The following is a 20,784-nucleotide window of genomic DNA, read 5'->3' as shown; positions in this document are numbered from 1 at the left end:
GCACCGCGATTTTATGCCGTGATGCATCGCCCCCGCCGATCCGTGCCTTATGTTGCGTTGCACAAGCGAGGGATCCATGGCCAACACGCACCGCAACGACCTGACCATATACGATGACGTCGCCGATCGGTGGTGGTCGGACGATATCCGCTGGGTCCGGACCTTGAAGAACATGGTGCCCGGCCGGCTGAAGTGGTTCGATCGCCACATCCACTGGAGCGGCAAGGACGTGCTGGACCTGGGCTGTGCCGGCGGGTTCGTGGCCGAAGCGCTGGACGATCGCGGCGCCATCGTCACCGGCATCGATCCGGCGAAGGATGCCATCGCCGCCGCACGCACCCATGCGGCCGCCAACGACCGCCAGATCGCCTATCACGTCGGTGTCGGCGAAGACCTGCCCTATCCCGACCAAGCCTTCGATGCCGTCGTGTCGGTCGATGTTCTCGAACATGTCGCGGATCTCGATCTCTGCCTGCGGCAGGTCGCCCGCGTCCTGCGGCCGGGGGGCCTGTTCCTGTTCGACACGATCAACCGCAACCCCCTGGCCCGTTTCGCCACGATCACCATGGCCGAGGACGTGCTGCGTCTGCTGCCCCAGGGCACCCACGATCCGGCCCTGTTCATCAAGCCCGCCGAATTGCGCGAAAGCCTGCGTGCGGCCGGCCTGAGCCCCGGCACCTTCACCGGCCTTGGCCCGCGCGGGATCAACCGGCGTGGCGACATGATCTTCGGGCGTCTGCCGACGACCGCGATCATCTATATGGGAACGGCGCGCCTGGCGGGTTGATCACGCCGAAAGATGGCGCGCGATCAGGTCACGCACCGCGACGCGCGCGCGCAACCGCGCGGCCAGCAGGAACATGCCGCCAAATTTGCGTTGCAGATACAGCACGTCGATGGGCAGCGGCGGCGGCACGAACCCTTCATCGGCAAGGCGCAAGGCGTCGGCCTGAAGGCGCCGCGCCAGATCCTCGGTCGCGAAATCAATGGGCGCCGGATCACGCAGGCGGGCAAAGACCATCCCGATCAGCCGCAAGACAAGATCGCGGTGCGCCGCACTGGTGGTGCTGTCGAACAGGCCCAGCGCCGCCGCGGCGGTGTGGATCCTGTCGCCATCGCCAGCCATCCCGGCGCACATCAGCGCACGATACCGCGCGACAACCTCTGGCGCGATGTCGCGCGTCGCCCCGAAATCCAGCAGCACGATCCGCTGGCCTTCGGGATCGTATCTGTAATTGGCGAAGTTCGGATCGCTCTGCACCGTGCCGTGGGTGAACAGTTCGGTCAGTGTCAGGTCGATCAGGTCACGGGCGATGGCGTCGCGACAGTCGGGCGGCTGATCGTCGAGCGTATCCATCGCGCGCCCGGGCATCCATGACATCGCCAGGATACGCGGCGTCGTCAGATCCGGCCGCACGTCTGCCACCGCGAACCGATGATCCCCGGCCAACAGCGCGGCATACCGCGCCTGCTGCCGGGCTTCGCGCAGGTAATCGGTTTCCTCATGCAACTGAAGGCGCGCCGCCTCCAGGTAGGGCGCAAGATCCAGGCCGCGCGGCACCAGCCCCGTCATGCGGATCAGCGCGCCGACATTCGCCACATCGCTGTCGATGCTCCGGGCGACACCGGGGTATTGCACCTTGATCGCCAGATCGGTGCCGTCGCGCAGGCGGGCACGGTGCACCTGCCCGATCGAGGCCGCCGCCACGGGGCGGACATCGAAGCGGGCGAAACGCGCCGTCCAATCCGCACCCCATTCGCCGCCCAGCACTTGTTTCAATTGCGACGGCGGCATGAAATCCGCATTCTCGCGCAGCCGCGCCATGATGGTGGCCAGTTCGGGTGGTAGAACATCGCCGCTGTCCATCGACAGCAGTTGGCCCACCTTCATCGCGGCGCCGCGCATCCGGGCCAGCCGGTCGGCGATGCGCGCGATATTGGCCGGCGTCATCAACAGCTCACGCGCGCTCTGCCGGCGCCCCTGACCCAGGGCGCGCAACTGCCCCAGCGCCATGTTTCCGGCCAGACCTGACGCCATGGAACCAAGGTGCGCAAGGCGGCCGATCCGCCCTGTGGGCACCCGGCGCCCGCCCGGCAGGTCGTCGTGATCCCGCGCCATGCCCTAGATCAGCCGCGCCGCGGCCACAGCCACATCCGCATGAAAGACCCGCCCGATGCCCAGTATGCCGATCCGCCGCAACGCCGCGGGATCGAAAGCGGCGTCGGTCTTGTGGGGGGCGAAGGCGGCAAACGGGAGACGCAGGCTCTGCCATTCAGGGGTGGCACGGAATTCGGTGCGGAACGATTGCCACGGACGCACAAGATCCGTGGTGCGCAGCCGCAGGTCATAGTGTTCGCCGTTGCCGATCACGTCGATCTCGACACCATCGAAGGCCGACGCGTCGAACGCGCCACCGTCCGGACACAGATCGAACGCCATCTGAACGAACCCACCGTCGTTCTCGAGCGAGACATCGCCGGTCAGACGATGGGCGGGTCGCCCTGACACGGGTTCATCCGTCAGACGACCCCGCGACACACCGCCCATGACGGTGTCGGCGACATATTCCCACTTCGCATCCAGCAGCATTCAAACCTCCGCCCGCATCCGCAATTTCGTCGGATGACCTAGCGCCGGATGGCGGATTGCAAGCGGCAGGCGCGGTCTAGGTCCAATGCATCTGCTGGCCACCGGGCAAGGCGGCACGCGCCGCCATCGGCACGTCGTATGGCAAACCGGCCGAGTCGCAGAACCCGATCACCCAATCGTCATCCTGCGTGAGAAAGTCGAGCACGGCCGCCAGAAACCCCGGATCGTTCATGCCATCCTTGACGCCGGCCAGCGATACACCGCTGGCGCCCAGGAAAACCGGCAGAAGTTCGTCGTTTTCGGCCAGCCAGGCCAGGACCTGCAACCCGACCGTTTCGGCGCGCTCCTGCTGCATCGCGAAATCCTTAATGGTCCACTAAGCATTTCTTAACACTTCCGGACCAAAGGTGAAGAACGAGGTGATAATTTTATGTGAATGGAGGCAGTCATGCCTGGGCGTATCTTGATTGCCGACGATGTCGCGACCAACCGGATCGTTTTGAAGGTCAAGCTTTCGACCGCCCATTACCGCGTGACCCAATGTTCCAGCGCCGCGGAAACCCGAAGGATCGCGCGCGCGCAACAGACCGATCTGATCGTCATGGCCGCCGGCCTGCCCGACTGCAACAGCGCCGTGCTGTGTCGTCAGCTCAAGGCGGATCCGGCAACCGCCCGGATCCCGCTGTTGGTGCTGTTCGATCACAAGGATGCCGCCGCCCGTCTGGAGGTGTTGAAGGCCGGGGCCGACGATGTGCTTTGTGCCCCGTTCGACGATACCGCGCTGCTGGCGCGGGTCCGGAACCTGCTGCGCGCGCGCGAAACCGATGACGAACTGGAACGCCGCGATTTGACGGCCTGTCAGATGGGATTCGCGGAAGCGGCCACACCGATGGAAACCCAGGGCCGCGTCGGGCTGATCGGCATGCGGGCCGAACAATCGCTGGGCTGGAAATCGGGGCTGCGCGGGCGGCTGTCGCACCGGGTCGAGGTGATGGATGCCGCCGCGGCCATGGCGCTGGACGATCCCGCCCGCTGTCCCGATCTGTTCTGCATCGCAACGGATCTGGGCGAGCCGGGCGGCGGGATGCGCCTGATGTCCGAATTGCGCAGCCGCCAGGCGACCCGTCACGCCGCGATCCTCATGGTGCATCCGGCGGGTGCGGCGGGCGATCAGATCACCGCGCTGGACCTGGGGGCGAACGGATTGCTGGAACAGGGGTTCGATCCGGCCGAGCTGGCGCTGCGGATCGATCGCCAGATGATGCGCAAGCGTCGGGTCGATCGGCTGCGCGCCTCGGTGGAAACCGGGTTGCGGATGGCCGCGACTGACCCGCTGACCGGGCTGTTCAACCGCCGCTATGCCGATCATCACCTGGGGCTTCTGGCGCGCCAGGCTGTCGCCGCAGGCACCGAGTTTGCCGTGATGATGGTGGATATCGATCACTTCAAGGGGGTGAACGACACCCTGGGCCATGCGGCCGGCGACCGGGTGCTGACCGCGGTGGCCGAGGCGCTGCGCGACAACCTGCGCGGTGTCGACCTGGTGGCGCGCTATGGCGGCGAGGAGTTCCTGATCGCTCTGCCCGAAAGTTCGCCCGAGGCCGCCGCGCGCACCGCGGATCGGCTGCGCCGGTGCGTCGCCGACCTGCGGCCGGCGATCCCCGGCCGCCCCCCGGCGCGCGTCACGGTCAGCATCGGTGTGGCGATTGCCGGAAGCGGGCCGATGGACCGCACCATGCACCGCGCCGATTGCGCGCTTTACCTGGCCAAGAGCAGCGGACGCAACCGGATCGAGATCGCACCCCCCGATGCCGAACCGCAGCATGGGCGAACCGCCGACGCCGCCCGCGCGCCCGTTGCGGCGAACAGCCCTCAGTCCCGCTTGCGCGGCCCCCTGTGCAGCGATCTGTCCAGCCGGTCAGTATAGGCGGCGCGCTGCGCGGGATCCATGGCCGCGATCTGTTCGACCAATGCCGCCTCGCCCAGGCGCTGACGGTCGAACAGCGCGGTGCGCTGCGCCTCGAGCAGGCGCAACAGGGCGTCGGGGTCGAACGGTTCGTTCCGCAGCACCTCCAGCGTCTGTTCGAACCGGGCGCGCACCTGGGCACGATTTTCGCGCAACGCGCTGTCGGGCAGCGCGGCCCGCTCGAGCAGGGCCGCACGATCCTGCGGCGTCAGCGCCATCACGAACGGCACGTTGCCGAACGCCCGGATCCGCGGATCCGGTCGTCCGTCGCGGCGCTTGTCATGGTGCCCGCCGCCGAAGATCAGCCCGAACGCCACCGCGCAGACAACCAGCAGGTTCAGCGCAAGCGATGCGATCAGCACCCACCGCAGCCATGGTCCTGGGCGATCGTCCATTGTCATCCCTCCGCTGAAAGGCTGTCGAAGCCGGGCATCAGGTCTTCCAGCTCATAGGATGCAACGGCCGCGCCTTCGAAGCCCAGACCGCTCTGCACCGCAATGAAGGCTGCCGGTTGCGCGATTCCGATCCAGACCCCGGCCAGCGCCGCAGCCGACAGGCCCGCCAGCGAAGGCCACCCCCCAAGCGCGCCCAGCACGCGACCCCAGGGTGAAACACGCCTTGCGGCAGCCACCCGTGCCGGTGTCGCCGCCACTGCATCGGCCATGATCCGCGCGAACAGGTCGTCCGACATCGCCGGTGCCGACCGGCGCGCGTTTTCGAACAGGGCGTCGAGGCCGGCGTCCGTGTGATCGTCTTTGGCGTCATTCATATCCCAGCTCCCCGCGTCGCGGCATCAGCATTGCCGTCAACGCCCGTTTGCCACGGGCGGTCAGACTTTCGACCGCTGCCGTGCCGATGTCCATCACTTCGGCGATTTCCGGGTTCGCCATCCCTTCGATGTGGCGCAGGACCACCGCCTGGCGCTGGCGATCCGGCAGGGCGCGCAGGGCCGCGTTCAACGCGTCCGCGCGATCCGCGTCCAGCATCCGTTCGGCCACGTCCGGCGCGTCGTCTTCCGGCTCGTCCACGGCGCCGATGTCCACGGCCCGGCCGGCACGGCGCAAGCGGTCGAGACACAGGTTGGTCGCGACCCTGAACACCCACGTCGACACCTTGGCGCGGTCCGGCTCCCAATCGGGGGCGATCCGCCACAGGCGCAGCATGGCCTCCTGCGTCACGTCCTCGGCTTCGGCCCGGTCGCCCCCCAGCATCCTTGTGCAATACCCCAGGACACGCGGCGCGATCCGCAGGGTCAGCACCCGCGCGGCACCCAGATCACCGGCCGCAAAGGCAGCCAGCAGCGCCGCGTCGCCGGACGCGGCTGGATCGGAAGCTGGGGTGGTCATCGCGGTGGTGGTATCCCATGGTGGTCTCGTCGGCAACGGCCATCGGCCTGGTCGGGCGGGAGCGCCGATCACCGCTCCCGCCCTCTCGGGGTCAGCCGCCCTTGTGCATGCGGTGGCCCTTGTCACGGCCGTGACGCTTGCCGTGGCGTTCGGCCATTTTCTCCATGGCGGCGTTGTACTCGGCCTCGGAGACCGAACCGTTTCCGTCGGTGTCGGCGCGTTCCAGCATCCGCCCGCCGCGATCACCCTTGCCGCGCATGCCGTCGAGTTCGCTGCGATCCAGGGCGCCATCGTCGTTGCGGTCCATCCGCTCGATCATCCGGGCGGCGCGATCCTGATTCCGGTCCTTCGCGCGCTGCATCATCTCGGCTTCCATCTCGGCCGCCGAAATCGCGCCGTTCCCGTCGGTATCGACCGCGTCGAAACGGGCCGCGGCATGGGCGTCAAGATCGCCCTGGTCGATGGCACCGTCGCCATTCACGTCCAGTTCGCTGAAGGTCGGCGGCGTCATCATCCGGCCCTTGGCCGCCGCCAGCGGCGCCGTGAGGCCCAGGGCCACCGTGCCTGCGGCGAGGATCATGAACGAGCGGGCGAAAACTGTTGTCGGTTTCATCGTGATATCCTTGGTTGGTTGTTCCGGCGGTCGGGTGTCGTCCGCCTTCCTGTTCTCTCAACGGACCAGCGGCAGGTTTCCGTCGCGATTTTTTTATTCTTTTCCAGCCGACGCAACGACACGGCCTTCGCGACATCCAGACGCGGCGACATTTTGGGGCTTACTTTCTATACCGGGCGCAATATCACTGACGCAGCGATTAGAAGTCTGGACAACCGATGTATGACAATCCCCCCTCCGACGACCGCGTGTTGCATTCCGACACGGCGTCGACGGACGAGCGAGACATGCGCTCGGCCCTCTTGCGCGGCTGGCGCCGGCGGTGTCCCTGTTGCGGCACCGGCCCCTTGCTCAAGGGATATCTGAAGCTGCGTGACCGGTGTGCGGTCTGCGCCCAGGACATGACCCACGCCCGCGCCGACGACGGACCCGCCTATCTGACGATCCTGATCGTCGGGCACATCATGGCACCGGCGCTGTTGTGGGTGTTCGTGGCGTTCCGCCCCGAACCGCTGATCCTCGCAACCCTGTTTTCGGTGGGCTGCGTGGCGCTGTCGCTGTATCTTCTGCCCCGATTGAAAGGGCTGATCGTGGGGGTGCAATGGGCCCGCCACATGCACGGTTTCTGACGCAACCACGGGACGGGATTCGGGCAATGGACAAGACGGCCGTGCGCGATGCCGCGACGATCATTCTGGTGCGCGATGCCGCCACCCACCCCCAGGTCCTGATGGGCCAGCGGGGGGCGGGTGCCGCCTTCATGCCATCCAAGTTCGTCTTTCCGGGCGGCGCGATCGATTCCACCGACACCGCCATTCCCATGGCCCGCGCGATGAACGGGCTGTGCAAGGCACGGCTGGCCGAGGGATCGGGGCGGCTTGACCCGCTGGCCATCGTCGCCGCCGCGATTCGCGAGTTGTGGGAGGAAACCGGCCTGATCCTGGGCCGGCCGCATCGCTGGCCCGGCAAACCGCCGCCGCCCTGGGTCGATTTCGCCGCCACCGGACACCTGCCGTCGCCGGCCGGGTTGCGGTTCGTGTTCCGGGCGCTGACCCCACCGGGGCGGCCGCGCCGTTTCGACGCCCGGTTCCTGTTGGCCGACGCCGCCATGATCTCGGGTGATCCCGACGACTTCTCGCGCGCCTCCGACGAGCTGTCGCATCTTCAATGGATCCCCCTGGCGCGCGCCCGCGAGTTCGATCTTCCCTTCATCACCGAAGTCGTCCTGGCCGAAGTCGCCGCCCGCCTGCCCGACCTGAACGCGCCCGAAACCGTGCCCTATTTCCGCAACGACGACGAAGAAAGCCTGTTCCTGCGCCTCGGGGGCACGGACGAGCCGCCATGAGACGACGCGACGCGGATCTCATGTGATGCGGTTTTGCCATCGCCATGGCCGCGCCGAAAATCTTGCCTGAAAATCGCGCTGACAGCTTGAAATGGCCGGGCGATCCGCATATCTTCCAGGGTGTCAGGGCAACCTGACTATGGTGATAAACGCGCAGGTAATACGCGGATTGGACCCGGGGGCGGTACCCGGCGGCTCCACCAAACATCCCTTATTGGGGGAATATGGGGCCGAAACAGGATCGACAAACGTCTAAAGCTGTGGCTTTCACTCGGTGAGCTACCACCGATATCGGTGCATATAGTATAGTTGCCAATAACAACCATGCTCCGGTCGCTGTCGCAGCGTAAGCTGTCACAAGACCGATTCTTAAGTCCCTAGGCCTTGCAGCTTAGGGCGGGGTCCGCAGGCACCTGGCAACAGAAGCCTGCACTAATTCCTCCCAGCCGGCTTGATATTTCCCCGATCCGCAGATTTTCGCGGGCGACAGCCTTTGCGCCTCGGGCGGCGTGATCGTGTCGTCTGCACCGGCGCACGCGACGACGGGCGAAAAAACCCGCCCCTTGCCCTTGGCTTCCCTCTCCAAACGGATATTGTATGGCCAACTTTGGCGAGGGACGACAGCATGTCGCGCAGGATCGATTACGGGAACCTGATGCACCGGGCGATGCGCGGGTTGATCCAGGAAGTGCTGAGCGGCGTCGCCGCCAACGGCCTTCCGGGCGAGCATCACTTTTTCATCACCTTCGACACCCTCCACCCCGACGTCGAGATCGCCGACTGGCTGTCCGACCGGTATCCCGAAGAGATGACCGTCGTCATGCAACATTGGTATGACAACCTGAATGTCACCGATGACGGCTTTGCCGTGACGCTGAATTTCGGCGACAACCCCGAACCGCTCTATATTCCCTATGACGCGATCCGCACCTTCGTCGACCCGTCGGTCGAATTCGGCCTGCGCTTCGAGACCCAGGAAAGCAGCGGCGAGGACGACACCCCCCCGGTCGAGGAAGACGCGCCCGACACCACGCAGGCACCGGCCGCGCAGGTTGTCAGCCTCGACAGCTTCCGCAAGACCTGAGCACAGGGCCGGGATGCCGCGACCGGACAGTTGAAAACCCCACCCCCATGGAGGTCAGAATGACCGCGACCCGCACCGAAACCGACAGCTTCGGCCCCCTTGAAGTGCCCGCAGACAAGTACTGGGGCGCCCAGACCCAACGGTCGATCCTGAATTTTCCGATCGGTTGGGAAAAACAGCCGGTCGCGATCGTCCGTGCGTTGGGCGTGATCAAACAGGCCTGTGCCATCGCCAACCGCGACCGCGGCGCGCTGGACGCGAAACTGGCCGAGCCGATCATTCAGGCCGCCTCGGAAGTCGTGGCGGGCAAGTTCGACGACAACTTCCCGCTGGTCGTCTGGCAGACCGGATCGGGCACCCAGAGCAACATGAACGCGAACGAAGTGATCGCAAACCGCGCCATCGAGATCCTCGGAGGCACCATCGGATCGAAGGATCCCGTGCACCCCAACGATCACTGCAACATGGGGCAGTCGTCGAACGACACCTTCCCGACCGCCATGCACATCGCAACCGCAACCACGGCCCGCGATGTCCTGATCCCGGGGCTGGAAAAGCTGCACGCGGCACTGGAAGCCAAGGTCAAGCAGTTTGACGGCATCATCAAGATCGGCCGTACCCACACGATGGACGCCACACCCCTGACCCTGGCGCAGGAGTTTTCCGGCTATACCCATCAGGTGGCCATGGGCATCAAGCGGGTGAAAGCCGCCCTGCCCCATATCCACGAACTGGCCCAGGGCGGCACAGCGGTCGGAACCGGGCTGAACACCCCCAAGGGCTGGGGCGAGACGGTGGCCGGTCATATGGCCGACATCACCGGCATCCCGTTCGTGACGGCCCCCAACAAGTTTGAAGCCCTGGCCGCCCACGACGCCATGGTGGAAATGTCCGGCGCGTTGAAAACCGTGGCCGCATCGCTGTTCAAGATCGCCAACGACATCCGGCTGCTGGGCTCGGGCCCGCGCTGCGGCCTCGGCGAATTGATGCTGCCCGAAAACGAGCCCGGATCGTCGATCATGCCCGGCAAGGTCAACCCGACCCAGTGCGAAGCGCTGACCCAGGTCTGTGCCCATGTCTTCGGCAATGACGCCGCCGTCGGCTTCGCCGGCTCGCAGGGACATTTCGAGCTGAACGTCTACAAGCCCATGATGGCCTACAACGTGTTGCAATCCATGCAGCTTCTGGGCGACGCCGCGACCGCTTTCACCGACAATTGCGTCACGGGGATCGAGGCGAATACCGATCGTATCACGAAAATCATGAACGAATCTCTGATGCTGGTCACCGCCCTGGCCCCCACCATCGGTTATGACAACGCCACGACGGTCGCCAAGACGGCACACAAGAACGGCACGACCCTGAAGGAAGAGGCGATCAACCTTGGGTTCGTCGACGCCGCCACCTTCGATCAGGTCGTGCGCCCGGAAAAGATGATCGGACCCAAGTGAGCGACAAGCCCGTCAACTTGAACCGCGCCCGCAAGCTGCGCGATCTGGCCGAACGCAAGGCGAAGGCCGATGCCAACGCCATCAAGCACGGCCGCACGAAGGGCCAGCGTGTGCTGGATGCGACACGCAACGCGCGGGCGCGCACGGTTCTCGACAGGCACCGGATCGAGGATGAATGACCGGCCGAAAAAGCACTCGCTGACACTGAAGGGCCATCGCACCTCGGTCTCGCTGGAAGACGATTTCTGGATCGCCTTCCGCGACATCGCCGCCGCTCAGGGGCGCCCGATCAACGATCTCGCGGCCGAGATCGACGCCGCCCGCGATCCCGAAACCGGTCTTGCGACGGCAATTCGGCTCCATGTCCTGCGGGCCTTGCGCGGCGCTGCAGCCAGGGATTGAGTATTTGAAGCAAGAAAAAGCCGAAAGACGATCCTTCTGGTTTTTTCTTGCCTTAAATACTCAGCGCGCAGCGCCCGGCCGACGGCCGGATATCATTCCAGGTCGGTCTGGACCCAGCAATCGCTCATGTGCACGTCGAGGGTGCGCAATCGGCCGGGGCCGAGGTTTCGAAAGCTGTGCGGGATCGTGGCAGGTCCGACCAGCACGTCGCCGGCATGGGCCGTCAGTTGCTGATCGCCGATGGTATAGGCCGCACTGCCTTCGAGGATGATGAAGATCTCGGCGTAGGGGTGCCAGTGCAGCTTCGGCCCTTTCCCGACTTCTTCGGTTTCAAAGAACAGCAGCGTGGCGTCGACCCCGAGGTCGACGCCTTCGACATGGCCGCGCCAGTCTTCGCCGGCCTTGCGGAAGGCAGACGCCAGAAGGTGCACCGCGCCGCTCTTGTCCTCAGGCCCCATGGTTTCGGATGAACGACACCAGCGCGCGGGTCGATCCGTCCTTGTCGGCGCCGTCTTCCTGGCCCGTCACCACCGGTTGCAGCGCGACGGCCAGTTCCTTACCCAACTCGACCCCCCACTGATCGAACGAGTTGATGCCCAGCAGCACACCTTCGACGAACACCCTATGTTCATAGAGCGCGATGATCTGGCCCAGGATGAACGGCGTGAGTTGCGGATAGACCAGTGTTGTCGACGGCCGGTTGCCCGGGAAAACCCGGTGGCGTGCCTGACGCTCCAGCTCGTCGCCGTCGAAACCCTTCTTCTGCATCAGGGCGCGTGCGGCTTCCAGCGTGCGGCCCCGCATCAGGGCTTCGGATTGGGCAAGGCAGTTGGCGATCAGCAATTCGTGATGGTGCGACAGTTCGTCTTCGAACCCCCTGGCGCCGACCATGAACTCGCACGGCACGACGCGGGTGCCCTGATGGATCAGCTGATAGAACGCGTGCTGGCCGTTGGTGCCCGGCTCGCCCCAGACGACGGGGCCGGTATCGACGGGCACCGGCGTGCCGTCCATCTGCACCGACTTGCCGTTGCTCTCCATCTCGAGCTGTTGAAGATAGGCCGGCAGGCGCAGCAGCCGCTGTTCATAGGGCAGCACGGCGCGGCTGGCATAGCCGCAGCCCTGGTTGTGCCAGATCCCAGTCAGGGCCAGAATGATCGGCATGTTGTCCAGCGGCGCCGCGGTGCGAAAATGGTTGTCCATCGCCTCGCCCCCGGCCAGGAACGCCCGGAACGCGTCGGGCCCGATGGCGATCATCAGCGGCAGGCCGATCGGCCCCCAGATCGAATAGCGCCCGCCGACCCAATCCTCGAAGCCGAAGACACGCTCGGGCGCGATGCCGAAATCGGCGGTCTTTTCGGCCGCCGTGGACAGCGCGGCGAACTGGGCGCCCGCGTCGGCGACCTTTTCCGACATCCAGGCCTTGGCGGTGGCGGCATTGGTCATCGTCTCGATCGTGGTGAACGTCTTTGAGGCCACGATCACCAGCGTCGTGGTCGCGTCCAGCCCCGCCAACGTGTCGGCGATATGGGCGCCGTCGACGTTGCTGACGTAATGCACCCGCGGCCCGCCGTGATAGGGCGCCAGGGCGAGCGTCGCCATGACCGGGCCGAGGTCGGATCCGCCGATGCCGATGTTCACCACGTCGGTGATCCGCCCGCCCTGCCCGGTGAAGCGGCCCGAGCGCACGGCATCGGCGAAATCACCCATGCGCGACAGCGTGTCCAGCACACCCGGCATCACGTCAGCGCCATCGACCGTCACCGGCGTGCCGGTCAGGTTGCGCAGGGCGGTATGCAGCACCGCGCGCCCTTCGGTGTCGTTGATCGGCTGGCCCGAGAACATCGCATCCCGCTTGTCCGCAAGGCCGGCCTTGTCGCACAGGCCGATCAGCAGATCGCGGGTTTCCGCGTCGATGTTGGTCTTGGAATAATCGAACAGCATGTCGCCCGCCCGCACCGAAAACGCCTCGGCCCGGTCGTCGTCGAACAGATCGAGGATCTGGCGGTCGGCCACCTCGGCGGCCTTCGATTTCAGGTCTTTCCACATGGTCGGGCTCCGTCGGTCAGATAAGGAAATGGCTCAGGGTGCCCAATGCACGGTCGCGTCGTTCAGCACCACGTTCACCGGCGCCTCGCGGGTCGACAGGCCGCGGGCCTTGTCCAGCGCCGCGCGCTTGGCGTCGCCGGTGATGACGATATGGATCGACATGGCGCCCGACAGCACCGGCGCGGTCAGGGTGATACGGGGTTCCGGCGCGCCGTCAGCCCGCATCGCCATGAGGGGCGGCGCGTTCGATGCCAGCGCATCGTCCAACCGGTCGGCACCGGGAAACAGCGACGCGATGTGCATATCGGTTCCCATGCCCAGCAGCAGAACCGACAGGGGCAGTTCCGGCGTGACACCTTCTGCCAGCCGATCGAGGCACTCTTCCGGCGTTTCGCAATCGTCGTAGAGCGGCACATATCGCGCCGCCGCCGCCTTCTCGGTCAGCAGGCGCTGGCGCAACAGCCGGGTGTTCGAGCGTTCCGAGCTTTCGGGCACCCAGCGTTCATCGGTCAGCATGACACTGACGCGGTCCCAATCCAGGCTGGTCGCGGCCAGCGTGTCGAACACCGGCCCCGGCGTGGTGCCTCCGGGCACGGCGAACGACACCCGGTCGTGGGTCGACAACGCCTGATTGAGCTTGCTGGCCAGTTTGTCGGCCAGCTGCATCATCATCATCTCGGCGTCTTTGTATTCGATCAGTTCCATCGCTCAGCCTCGCTTTATCGTCTCAACCCGAAGGATACGACAACGGCGCGTCCGCGTCACGCTGTTGTCATTCCTTGATTTCGCGCCATTTCCGGCCGTCCCGCATCAACAGCATCTGCGCGTCCTCGGGTCCGGAGGTGCCGGGCTCGTAAGGTTTCGGCGCCTCGCCCCTCTGCTCCCACCCTTCGATGATCGGATCGGTCCAGGCCCAGGCCGCCTCGACCTCGTCACCGCGCATGAACAGGGTCTGGTTGCCCCGGATCACGTCCATGATCAGCCGTTCGTAGGCATCGCGCACCTCTTCCGCTTCCGGCCCCAACGCATCGGCGAACGTCATGTCCAACGGCACATCGACCAAGCGCATGCCCCCCGGCCCCGGTTCCTTGATCGTCACGCCCAGGTTGATCCCCTCGTTGGGTTGCAGGCGGATCGTCAGGATGTTGCGGTGGGTGCCGGCCTTCTGGCCGAAGATCGCGTGCGGTGCGTCCTTGAACACCACCGCGATTTCGCTTTGCCGCGCCTTCAGCTTCTTGCCGGTGCGAATGAAGAACGGGGTGTCGGCCCAGCGCCAGTTCGACACATGCACCCGCATGGCGATGAAGCTTTCGCTCAGCGACCGGGGGTTTTCGACGTCGTCACGATAGGACGGCTCGCCGGATTTCGCCTCGTATTGACCACGCACGATGTGGTGGCTGGGCACCGGTTCCAGCGCGCGGATCACCTTCAGCTTTTCGTCACGCACCGAATCGGGCGAAAACCGCGACGGCGGCTCCATCGCGATCAGGCACAACAGCTGCATCAGGTGATTCTGCACCATGTCCCGCATGGCACCCGATTTGTCGTAATAGGTGCCGCGCCCGCCCACGCCGACCGTTTCGGCGACGGTGATCTGGATGTGATCGACGTATTGCGCGTTCCACAGGGGTTCGAACAGCACGTTGGCAAACCGGACGGCCATCAGGTTCTGCACCGTCTCCTTGCCCAGGTAGTGGTCGATCCGATAGATCTGCGTTTCATCGAAATGTTCGGCCAGCGTCGCGTTCAGCGCCCTGGCACTTTCCAGGTCGCGGCCGAACGGCTTTTCCACGACGATCCGCGTGTTCTCGTGCGCGATGCCGTGTTCGTGCAGGCGTTCCGCCAAGGCGCCGAACAGGCTGGGCGCGACCGAGAAGTAAAAGGCGTTGATCACGTCCTTGCGCACCGTCTTTGCCAGCTTCTTCCAGCCGCCGGTGCCCATGGCGTCGATCGTGACGAAATGCACCAGGTTCAGGAAGCCGTCGACCTGCTGGGGGTCCAGCTCGGCCTTGGTGACGAACTCCTCCAGCGCGTCGCGAACGATGGCGCGGTATTCGTCGTCACTGTGCTCGGATCGTGAGGCGCCGATCACGCGCGCGTCGTCGGTCATCTGGCCGGCGGCGAAACGCCGGAACAGACCAGGCAGGATCTTGCGGCGGGCCAGATCGCCGGTTCCGCCAAAAATGACCAGATCGAACGCGTCGACCGGAATGACTCGTGAGACCATGGTTCACCTCGTGTGTTCCTGCGCCAGCTTTCCGTTAGCGCTAACCGTTTTCCATTCGCGTCATACTGCCCGCATTGCGTCCTGTCTAGCAGGGCCAATCGGCTTCACAACCACGTCATGGCCGTTTGCCGGGGTTTTCGACACGGACGCTGCGGGTTAACTGAACCGGATCAATTGCCCGGAGCGTCCCGATGAAAGACAATGTCCCGACCCTGGATCCGGCAAAATTCCGTGATCCCGCCATCACCGCAACGGGCCAGCCCCGCGCGACCGTGGCCCTCAGCAATCCGCAAACACTCTGGTTCAACACGGGAACGCTCTGCAACATCGAATGCGCCAATTGCTATATCGCCAGCTCGCCGACCAACGATGCGCTGGTCTATATCACCGCGGCAGAGGTGGCCGATTACCTCGACCAGCTCGAACAGCGGCGCTGGAATGTGCGCGAGATCGCGTTTACCGGGGGCGAACCCTTCATGAACCCCGACATGATCGCCATGGCCCGGACCGCGTTGGATCGCGGCTATGACGTTCTGATCCTGACCAACGCCATGCGCCCGATGATGCGCAAGTCGGTGCGCGCCGGATTGGCGGCCCTGAACGATGATTTCCCCGGCCGCTTGACGCTGCGTATCTCGGTCGATCACCACAGCGCGGCCCTGCATGACGATGAACGCGGCGCGGGTGCGTTCGCGAAAACCATCGACGGCATGATCTGGCTGCGCGATGCGGCCATCCCCATGGCCGTGGCCGGACGCACCGTCTGGGGCGACACCGACGCCGACAGCCGCGCGGGATATGCGGCGCTGTTCGCCGAACACGGCTTTGCCATCGATGCCTACAACCCCGCCATGACGGTGCTGTTCCCGGAAATGGACGAAAACGTCGATGTTCCCGAAATCACGACCGCCTGCTGGGACATCCTGAACCTGTCGCCCGACTCGGTGATGTGCGCGTCGTCCCGCATGGTGGTGAAACGACGCGGGGCCGAACGGCCGGCCGTGCTGGCCTGCACGCTGCTGCCTTATTCGCCGGAGTTCGAGCTCGGTGCGACCCTGGCCGAGGCCGAACGCGACGTTGCGCTGAACCACCCGCATTGCGCCAAGTTCTGTGTCCTCGGCGGGGCCAGCTGTTCGGGCTGACACGGCCCGATGCGGGACGGTGGGTGGGGCGTCGGCGCAGCCGCGCGTCACCCCGTCCCACCGAAGCATCGCCAGTGCACCCCTACTTCAGCTCGATCTCGATAAAGCTCATCGTCTCGCTTCCGCGGTTGATGACGTTGTGCTCGACCCCCTCGCTCTTGCGATAGGCGGTTCCGGCCGGAACATCGGTTTCCTGAACGCCGTCAGCCGTCTCCAGCCGCATCATGCACCGGGTCAGCGTGGTGATGACGTAATCGTGCCCATGGCGATGCCAGCCCGTCTCGGCGCCCGGCTCGAAATCGAACCGTGTGACGATGACCCGTTCATCCTCGATCAATTTTGTAGCTGTGCACGACATATCGAATTCCCTTCCGCCTGTGGTCCACGACCCTGTTGCTTGCCCAAGCGTAACAGACGGCCTGTCACGCAGCCACTGCATACGCGCGGCCCATCTTCCACGTTACACAGACCGTTGTCGCAGAATCGCGTCGGCCTGCTCTGCGCATTCGACGCCGACGGCGCGCACGGCCTCGACCAGTTCCTCCAGTTGGGCGGTCAGGACGGTCGCGTTGCGCCGGATCAGGCCGATCGCCCGCACCGGTTCGGGTGCGGCGAAACGCACGGCGCACACCGGCGCCGATCTGACCTCGATCGGAACCGCCATCTGCGGGATCAGCGTCGCACCGACCCCCGCGCCGACCATCTGAACCAGCGTCGACAGGGATGATCCGTCCAGTTCTCCGCGCCGGCCCGATGCCGCGATGTTGCAGAACGACAGCGCCCGGTCGCGAAAACAATGCCCGTCCTCCAGCAGCAGCAGCCGCATGTTCACCAGATGCTCGGCCCGCGGCACCGGATTGGCTTCCACCTCGGCATGGCGCACCAGAAGCAGGGGTTCGTCGAACAGATGCGTCTCGATCAATCCCGCCTGCCCGACCGGCAGCGCGACGATCGCCGCGTCGATCCGCCCCTCGTCCAGTTCCTGAACCAGACGCGACGTGAGCGTTTCGCGCACGTGGATGTCCACCCCCGCGTCCGATGCACGCAGGCGCGCCAGCAGCGCAGGCAGCAGATACGGCGCGATGGTCGGAATCACCCCCAGCCGCAAGCGCGTCGATCGACCATCCTCGGCCATGGCCGCCAGCTCTTTCAAGCCATCGACGGCGCGCAGGATGTCGCGAACCCGCTCGACCATGTCCGCCCCAAGCGCCGTCAGCCGCACCTGGCGCGAATCCCGCTCGAACAGCTTGTGACCCAGGATGTCTTCCAGCCGCGCGATCTGAACCGACAGGGCCGGTTGCGAAATCGCGCAGGCTTCGGCGGCATGGCCGAACTGTCGATGGCGCGCCAGCGCATCGAAATACCGCAACTGGCGCAGGGTCAGACCATCCATAATCAAATCCTATCGTTACCATCCGAAAATACAACTTAAACTAATCATTGGTCCGTGCCAGAACCTTCCCACTCAACCGTGGTCAAAGGAGAGCGAAATGGACGGCAATCAGGGTGATATCGCGAAATGCCCCGTCATGCATGGCGGAACCAGCCACACACGGCACGGCGCCCGGTCGAACCGCGACTGGTGGCCGAACCAGTTGAACCTGAAGATCCTGCACCAGAACACGCCGGCGGCGAATCCCCTGTCCGATTTCGACTATCGTGCCGCCTTCAACGGCTTGGACCTGCCGGCGATCAAGGCCGACCTGACCGCCCTGATGACCGACAGCCAGGACTGGTGGCCGGCGGATTATGGCCATTATGGCCCATTCTTCATCCGCATGGCCTGGCATTCCGCCGGCACCTATCGCACCGGTGACGGGCGTGGCGGGTCGACCAGCGGCAGTCAGCGTTTCGCGCCGCTGAATTCGTGGCCCGACAACGGCAACCTGGACAAGGCGCGCCGCCTGCTCTGGCCGATCAAGCAGAAATACGGCGATGCGATCTCGTGGGCCGATCTCTACATCCTCACCGGCAACGTCGCGCTGGAATCCATGGGCTTCAAGACCTTCGGCTTCGGCGGCGGGCGCGAGGACATCTTCGAGCCCGAAGAAGACATCTACTGGGGCATGGAAGACGAATGGCTGGGCACCCGTGATGTCCGCTATGACAAGGGGGCCGACGGCCAGGGGCGTTACCTGGAAAACCCGCTGGCCGCCGTGCAGATGGGCCTGATCTATGTCAATCCCGAAGGGCCCAACGGCAACCCGGATCCGCAGCTGTCGGCCAATGACATCCGCGACACGTTCGCCCGCATGGCCATGAACGACGAAGAAACCGTTGCACTGACCGCCGGCGGCCACACCTTCGGCAAGTGCCACGGCGCCGGTGACGCCGCGCACGTCGGGGCGGAACCCGAAGGCGCGGCAATCAACGAGATGGGCCTCGGCTGGAAGAACTCTTGGGAATCGGGGATGGGCGTGCACACCATCACCTCGGGCCTTGAAGGGGCCTGGACCGCGACACCGACCAGGTGGGACAACAGCTATTTCGAGACGCTGCTGGGCAACGAATGGGAGCTGACGAAATCCCCCGCCGGCGCGCAGCAGTGGAAACCGGTCGGCGATGCGGCCGCCGGCACCGTGCCCGATGCCCACGATCCGTCGCGCCGTCATCAGCCGATGATGACGACGGCGGACATGGCAATGAAGGTCGATCCGGCGTATCGCAGGATCTCCGAGCGTTTCCACGCGAACCCCGAAGAATTCGCCGATGCCTTCGCGCGCGCGTGGTTCAAGCTCTGTCACCGCGACATGGGGCCGAAGGTGCGGTATCTGGGCGCCGAGGTGCCCGACGAAGACCTGATCTGGCAGGATCCGGTGCCGGCGGTCGATCATCCATTGATCGACGCGTCGGACATCGCGGACCTGAAGGCAAGGATCCTTGGCTCGGGGCTGACGGTTTCCGAACTGGTGTTCACCGCATGGTCGTCGGCCTCGACGTTCCGGGGATCGGACCGGCGCGGCGGTGCCAACGGCGCGCGCATCCGCCTTGCGCCGCAGAAGGATTGGGAGGTCAACCGCCCGGCGCAACTGGCGCGCGTGCTGGACGTGTTCGAATCGATCAGGTCCGACTTCGAATCCGGCGGCAAGAGGGTATCTCTGGCCGATCTGATCGTTCTGGGCGGAACGGCCGCGGTGGAAAAGGCCGCGCGCGATGCGGGTCACGCCGTCGACGTGCCCTTCACACCCGGCCGCACCGATGCCACGGACGAACAGACCGACGCCGAAAGCTTCGAACCGCTGGAGCCCCAGGCCGATGGTTTCCGCAACTTCCTCAGGTCGAACCTGTCGGTGTCGGCCGAGGAATTGCTGGTGGACCGTGCGCAACTTCTGACGCTCAGCGCGCCGGAAATGACCGTTCTGGTGGGCGGCCTGCGCGTGCTGGAGACAAACACCGGCGACAACCGGCACGGCATTTTCACCGACCGGCCCGGCGTCCTGAGCAACGATTTCTTCAGCAATCTGCTGGATATGCGCACAGGCTGGAGCGACATCGACGGGTCGGACGCCGAATTCGAAGGCCGCGACCGCGCCACGGGCGAGGTCAAGTGGACCGCGACGCGCGCCGACCTGGTGTTCGGATCGAACTCGCAACTGCGGGCGATCTGTGAGGTCTACGGCGCGGCCGACAGCGAACAGCGGTTCGTGCGCGATTTCGTCGCCGCCTGGACCAAGGTCATGATGCTGGATCGTTTCGACCTGGCCTGATCGACCGCCCGAGAGATGGAAACGCCCCGGCCCGCGCCGGGGTGTTTCATTCCGTTCAGCCGACCGCACGTGCGGCCAGAACGCCGACCCAGACGCTGACCCCGGTCAGGACCGTGCCCCAGAGTCCATCGATCGCCACCTGTTGCAGCGACCAGTCGCGCATCACCGAATAGCTGGTGAATTCGTACGTGCCATAGGCGATCGCACCCAGCAGCATGCCGTTCAACAGCGCCGCCGTGGGATCATTGGCGCGCAGCGCCGGGATCGATACCAGCCACAGGGCGCCTGCGACATAGAACAGGTAAAACACCACAGCGGCCCCCAAACGCGGCGATTCGAGCACGGCGTCCCCCAGGTGTTTGACGAACAGCGGCTTCATCACTGTGCGCAGCATGACTGCGTCAGCCGCCAGGAAAACGGCGCTGGTGACGATATAGAGAACGGCGATCTGCATGGGGATACTCCGGCTTTGGGTTCCGAGTATCTACGCGGCAACCGCCGATCCGGTTGCAATTTAGACGTTATTCCAGGAACGCGGCCTGAACGCCGCTGTCCCATCCGAGGTAAAGCCGCTCTTCGGTTTCGATCACCGGGCGCTTCATAAGGGTCGGATGGGCGGCCAGTTGCTCTTCCGCGTCCGACGCCTTCATCCAGTCCGACAGCCCCCGATAGGTGGTCGAGGCGCGGTTGACCAGACGGTCACCGAACTGGCCGATGAACCGGTCCCATTCGGACGCGCTCAGCGGATCGGCGCGGATATCGCGGAACGTCACATCGTGCCCTGCCCCCTCCAGCGCCTTGATCGCTTTCTTGCAGGTGTCGCATGTGGGAATGCCGTAAACAGTGAGGGTCGTCATCGGGT

25 protein-coding genes and 1 other RNA gene are annotated in these 20,784 nt (G+C 65.2%); 11 read left to right on the top strand and 15 right to left on the bottom strand.

Going from position 1 to position 20,784, the window contains the following annotated elements:
* Positions 1–76: 76 nt before the first annotated feature.
* Positions 77–787, top strand: a complete 711-nt coding sequence (gene ubiG, locus CFP68_RS07815; RefSeq protein ID WP_099826359.1) for a bifunctional 2-polyprenyl-6-hydroxyphenol methylase/3-demethylubiquinol 3-O-methyltransferase UbiG — start codon at positions 77–79, stop codon at positions 785–787.
* Here ubiG and CFP68_RS07810 read toward each other — a convergent pair whose 3' ends face one another.
* The 3 genes from CFP68_RS07810 to CFP68_RS07800 all read right to left on the bottom strand — a co-directional run bounded on the left by CFP68_RS07810 (position 788) and on the right by CFP68_RS07800 (position 2,945).
* Positions 788–2,119: an ABC1 kinase family protein gene (locus tag CFP68_RS07810; protein WP_099826358.1), complete on the bottom strand. Its 1,332-nt coding sequence runs from the start codon at positions 2,117–2,119 to the stop codon at positions 788–790.
* Between the two features lie 3 nt (positions 2,120–2,122).
* A complete protein-coding gene (locus tag CFP68_RS07805; RefSeq protein WP_099826357.1) occupies positions 2,123–2,590 on the bottom strand; it encodes a CIA30 family protein in 468 nt (155 codons plus the stop codon).
* 76 nt (positions 2,591–2,666) lie between these two features.
* The gene (locus CFP68_RS07800) at positions 2,667–2,945 is read right to left on the bottom strand and encodes a DUF3572 domain-containing protein (RefSeq protein ID WP_099826356.1); all 279 of its coding nucleotides are present in this window, start codon (positions 2,943–2,945) and stop codon (positions 2,667–2,669) included.
* Between the two features lie 93 nt (positions 2,946–3,038).
* On the opposite strand from CFP68_RS07800, the gene CFP68_RS07795 reads away from it, so the two are divergent.
* The gene (locus CFP68_RS07795; RefSeq protein WP_158234144.1) at positions 3,039–4,517 is read left to right on the top strand and encodes a diguanylate cyclase; all 1,479 of its coding nucleotides are present in this window, start codon (positions 3,039–3,041) and stop codon (positions 4,515–4,517) included.
* Here the strand turns inward: CFP68_RS07795 and CFP68_RS07790 are convergent.
* From CFP68_RS07790 to CFP68_RS07775, 4 genes are all read right to left on the bottom strand, one after another.
* The gene (locus CFP68_RS07790; protein ID WP_158234143.1) at positions 4,463–4,951 is read right to left on the bottom strand and encodes a periplasmic heavy metal sensor; all 489 of its coding nucleotides are present in this window, start codon (positions 4,949–4,951) and stop codon (positions 4,463–4,465) included. The two genes, CFP68_RS07795 and CFP68_RS07790, sit on opposite strands and share 55 nt — an antisense overlap.
* A 2-nt stretch (positions 4,952–4,953) precedes the next feature.
* Positions 4,954–5,325, bottom strand: a complete 372-nt coding sequence (locus CFP68_RS07785) for a dihydroorotate dehydrogenase (RefSeq protein WP_099826353.1) — start codon at positions 5,323–5,325, stop codon at positions 4,954–4,956.
* Complete coding sequence (locus CFP68_RS07780) at positions 5,318–5,902, bottom strand: RNA polymerase sigma factor (protein WP_099826352.1); 585 nt, start codon at positions 5,900–5,902, stop codon at positions 5,318–5,320. Before CFP68_RS07780 ends, CFP68_RS07785 begins: the two co-directional genes overlap by 8 nt.
* Before the next feature lie 91 nt (positions 5,903–5,993).
* Positions 5,994–6,515 (bottom strand): EF-hand domain-containing protein, encoded by a 522-nt coding sequence (locus CFP68_RS07775; RefSeq protein WP_099826351.1) that lies wholly within the window; start codon positions 6,513–6,515, stop codon positions 5,994–5,996.
* A gap of 218 nt (positions 6,516–6,733) precedes the next feature.
* On the opposite strand from CFP68_RS07775, the gene CFP68_RS07770 reads away from it, so the two are divergent.
* The 7 genes from CFP68_RS07770 to CFP68_RS07740 all read left to right on the top strand — a co-directional run bounded on the left by CFP68_RS07770 (position 6,734) and on the right by CFP68_RS07740 (position 10,797).
* Complete coding sequence (locus tag CFP68_RS07770; protein WP_099826350.1) at positions 6,734–7,144, top strand: DUF983 domain-containing protein; 411 nt, start codon at positions 6,734–6,736, stop codon at positions 7,142–7,144.
* A 26-nt stretch (positions 7,145–7,170) separates the two neighbouring features.
* A complete protein-coding gene (locus CFP68_RS07765; protein ID WP_099826349.1) occupies positions 7,171–7,860 on the top strand; it encodes an NUDIX hydrolase in 690 nt (229 codons plus the stop codon).
* 82 nt (positions 7,861–7,942) lie between these two features.
* Positions 7,943–8,294: a transfer-messenger RNA gene (gene ssrA / locus CFP68_RS07760) on the top strand.
* 191 nt (positions 8,295–8,485) lie between these two features.
* Positions 8,486–8,944 carry an SspB family protein gene (locus tag CFP68_RS07755; protein WP_099826348.1) on the top strand — a complete coding sequence of 153 codons (459 nt, stop codon included), beginning with the start codon at positions 8,486–8,488 and terminating at the stop codon, positions 8,942–8,944.
* Between the two features lie 59 nt (positions 8,945–9,003).
* A complete protein-coding gene (fumC, locus tag CFP68_RS07750; protein WP_099826347.1) occupies positions 9,004–10,395 on the top strand; it encodes a class II fumarate hydratase in 1,392 nt (463 codons plus the stop codon).
* Positions 10,392–10,574 (top strand): DUF4169 family protein, encoded by a 183-nt coding sequence (locus CFP68_RS07745; protein WP_099826346.1) that lies wholly within the window; start codon positions 10,392–10,394, stop codon positions 10,572–10,574. The genes fumC and CFP68_RS07745 overlap by 4 nt, the downstream gene beginning before the upstream one ends.
* Positions 10,567–10,797, top strand: coding sequence for a ribbon-helix-helix domain-containing protein (locus tag CFP68_RS07740; RefSeq protein WP_099826345.1), 231 nt, complete (start codon positions 10,567–10,569; stop codon positions 10,795–10,797). Before CFP68_RS07745 ends, CFP68_RS07740 begins: the two co-directional genes overlap by 8 nt.
* Before the next feature lie 92 nt (positions 10,798–10,889).
* Here CFP68_RS07740 and CFP68_RS07735 read toward each other — a convergent pair whose 3' ends face one another.
* The 4 genes from CFP68_RS07735 to zwf all read right to left on the bottom strand — a co-directional run bounded on the left by CFP68_RS07735 (position 10,890) and on the right by zwf (position 15,073).
* Positions 10,890–11,228: a cupin domain-containing protein gene (locus tag CFP68_RS07735; RefSeq protein ID WP_241523997.1), complete on the bottom strand. Its 339-nt coding sequence runs from the start codon at positions 11,226–11,228 to the stop codon at positions 10,890–10,892.
* Positions 11,229–11,244: 16 nt separating this feature from the next.
* Positions 11,245–12,846: a glucose-6-phosphate isomerase gene (gene pgi / locus CFP68_RS07730; protein ID WP_099826343.1), complete on the bottom strand. Its 1,602-nt coding sequence runs from the start codon at positions 12,844–12,846 to the stop codon at positions 11,245–11,247.
* A 33-nt stretch (positions 12,847–12,879) separates the two neighbouring features.
* A complete protein-coding gene (gene pgl / locus CFP68_RS07725) occupies positions 12,880–13,551 on the bottom strand; it encodes a 6-phosphogluconolactonase (RefSeq protein ID WP_099826342.1) in 672 nt (223 codons plus the stop codon).
* Between the two features lie 67 nt (positions 13,552–13,618).
* Complete coding sequence (gene zwf, locus CFP68_RS07720; protein ID WP_099826341.1) at positions 13,619–15,073, bottom strand: glucose-6-phosphate dehydrogenase; 1,455 nt, start codon at positions 15,071–15,073, stop codon at positions 13,619–13,621.
* A gap of 191 nt (positions 15,074–15,264) precedes the next feature.
* Between zwf and CFP68_RS07715 the strand changes: the two genes are divergently transcribed.
* Positions 15,265–16,215: a radical SAM protein gene (locus tag CFP68_RS07715; RefSeq protein ID WP_099826340.1), complete on the top strand. Its 951-nt coding sequence runs from the start codon at positions 15,265–15,267 to the stop codon at positions 16,213–16,215.
* Positions 16,216–16,297: 82 nt separating this feature from the next.
* On the opposite strand, the gene CFP68_RS07710 is transcribed toward CFP68_RS07715, so the two are convergent.
* Both CFP68_RS07710 and CFP68_RS07705 read right to left on the bottom strand, forming a co-directional pair.
* On the bottom strand, positions 16,298–16,573 hold the full coding sequence (locus CFP68_RS07710; protein WP_099826339.1) for a cupin domain-containing protein: 276 nt from the start codon (positions 16,571–16,573) through the stop codon (positions 16,298–16,300).
* 102 nt (positions 16,574–16,675) lie between these two features.
* Positions 16,676–17,608, bottom strand: coding sequence for a LysR substrate-binding domain-containing protein (locus CFP68_RS07705; protein ID WP_099826338.1), 933 nt, complete (start codon positions 17,606–17,608; stop codon positions 16,676–16,678).
* A gap of 97 nt (positions 17,609–17,705) precedes the next feature.
* On the opposite strand from CFP68_RS07705, the gene katG reads away from it, so the two are divergent.
* Entirely contained in the window at positions 17,706–19,922 is a 2,217-nt protein-coding gene (gene katG / locus CFP68_RS07700; protein WP_099826337.1) for a catalase/peroxidase HPI, read from the top strand.
* 55 nt (positions 19,923–19,977) lie between these two features.
* Here katG and CFP68_RS07695 read toward each other — a convergent pair whose 3' ends face one another.
* Together CFP68_RS07695 and CFP68_RS07690 are read right to left on the bottom strand one after the other, a co-directional pair.
* Positions 19,978–20,376, bottom strand: a complete 399-nt coding sequence (locus tag CFP68_RS07695; protein ID WP_099826336.1) for a DUF2177 family protein — start codon at positions 20,374–20,376, stop codon at positions 19,978–19,980.
* A gap of 67 nt (positions 20,377–20,443) precedes the next feature.
* Complete coding sequence (locus CFP68_RS07690; protein ID WP_099826335.1) at positions 20,444–20,779, bottom strand: arsenate reductase family protein; 336 nt, start codon at positions 20,777–20,779, stop codon at positions 20,444–20,446.
* Positions 20,780–20,784 lie beyond the last annotated feature (5 nt).

It is taken from the genome of Oceaniglobus indicus (assembly GCF_002751875.1).
In the GTDB taxonomy this organism is placed as follows: domain Bacteria; phylum Pseudomonadota; class Alphaproteobacteria; order Rhodobacterales; family Rhodobacteraceae; genus Oceaniglobus; species Oceaniglobus indicus.
This window is presented reverse-complemented; position numbering and strand designations above follow the sequence as displayed.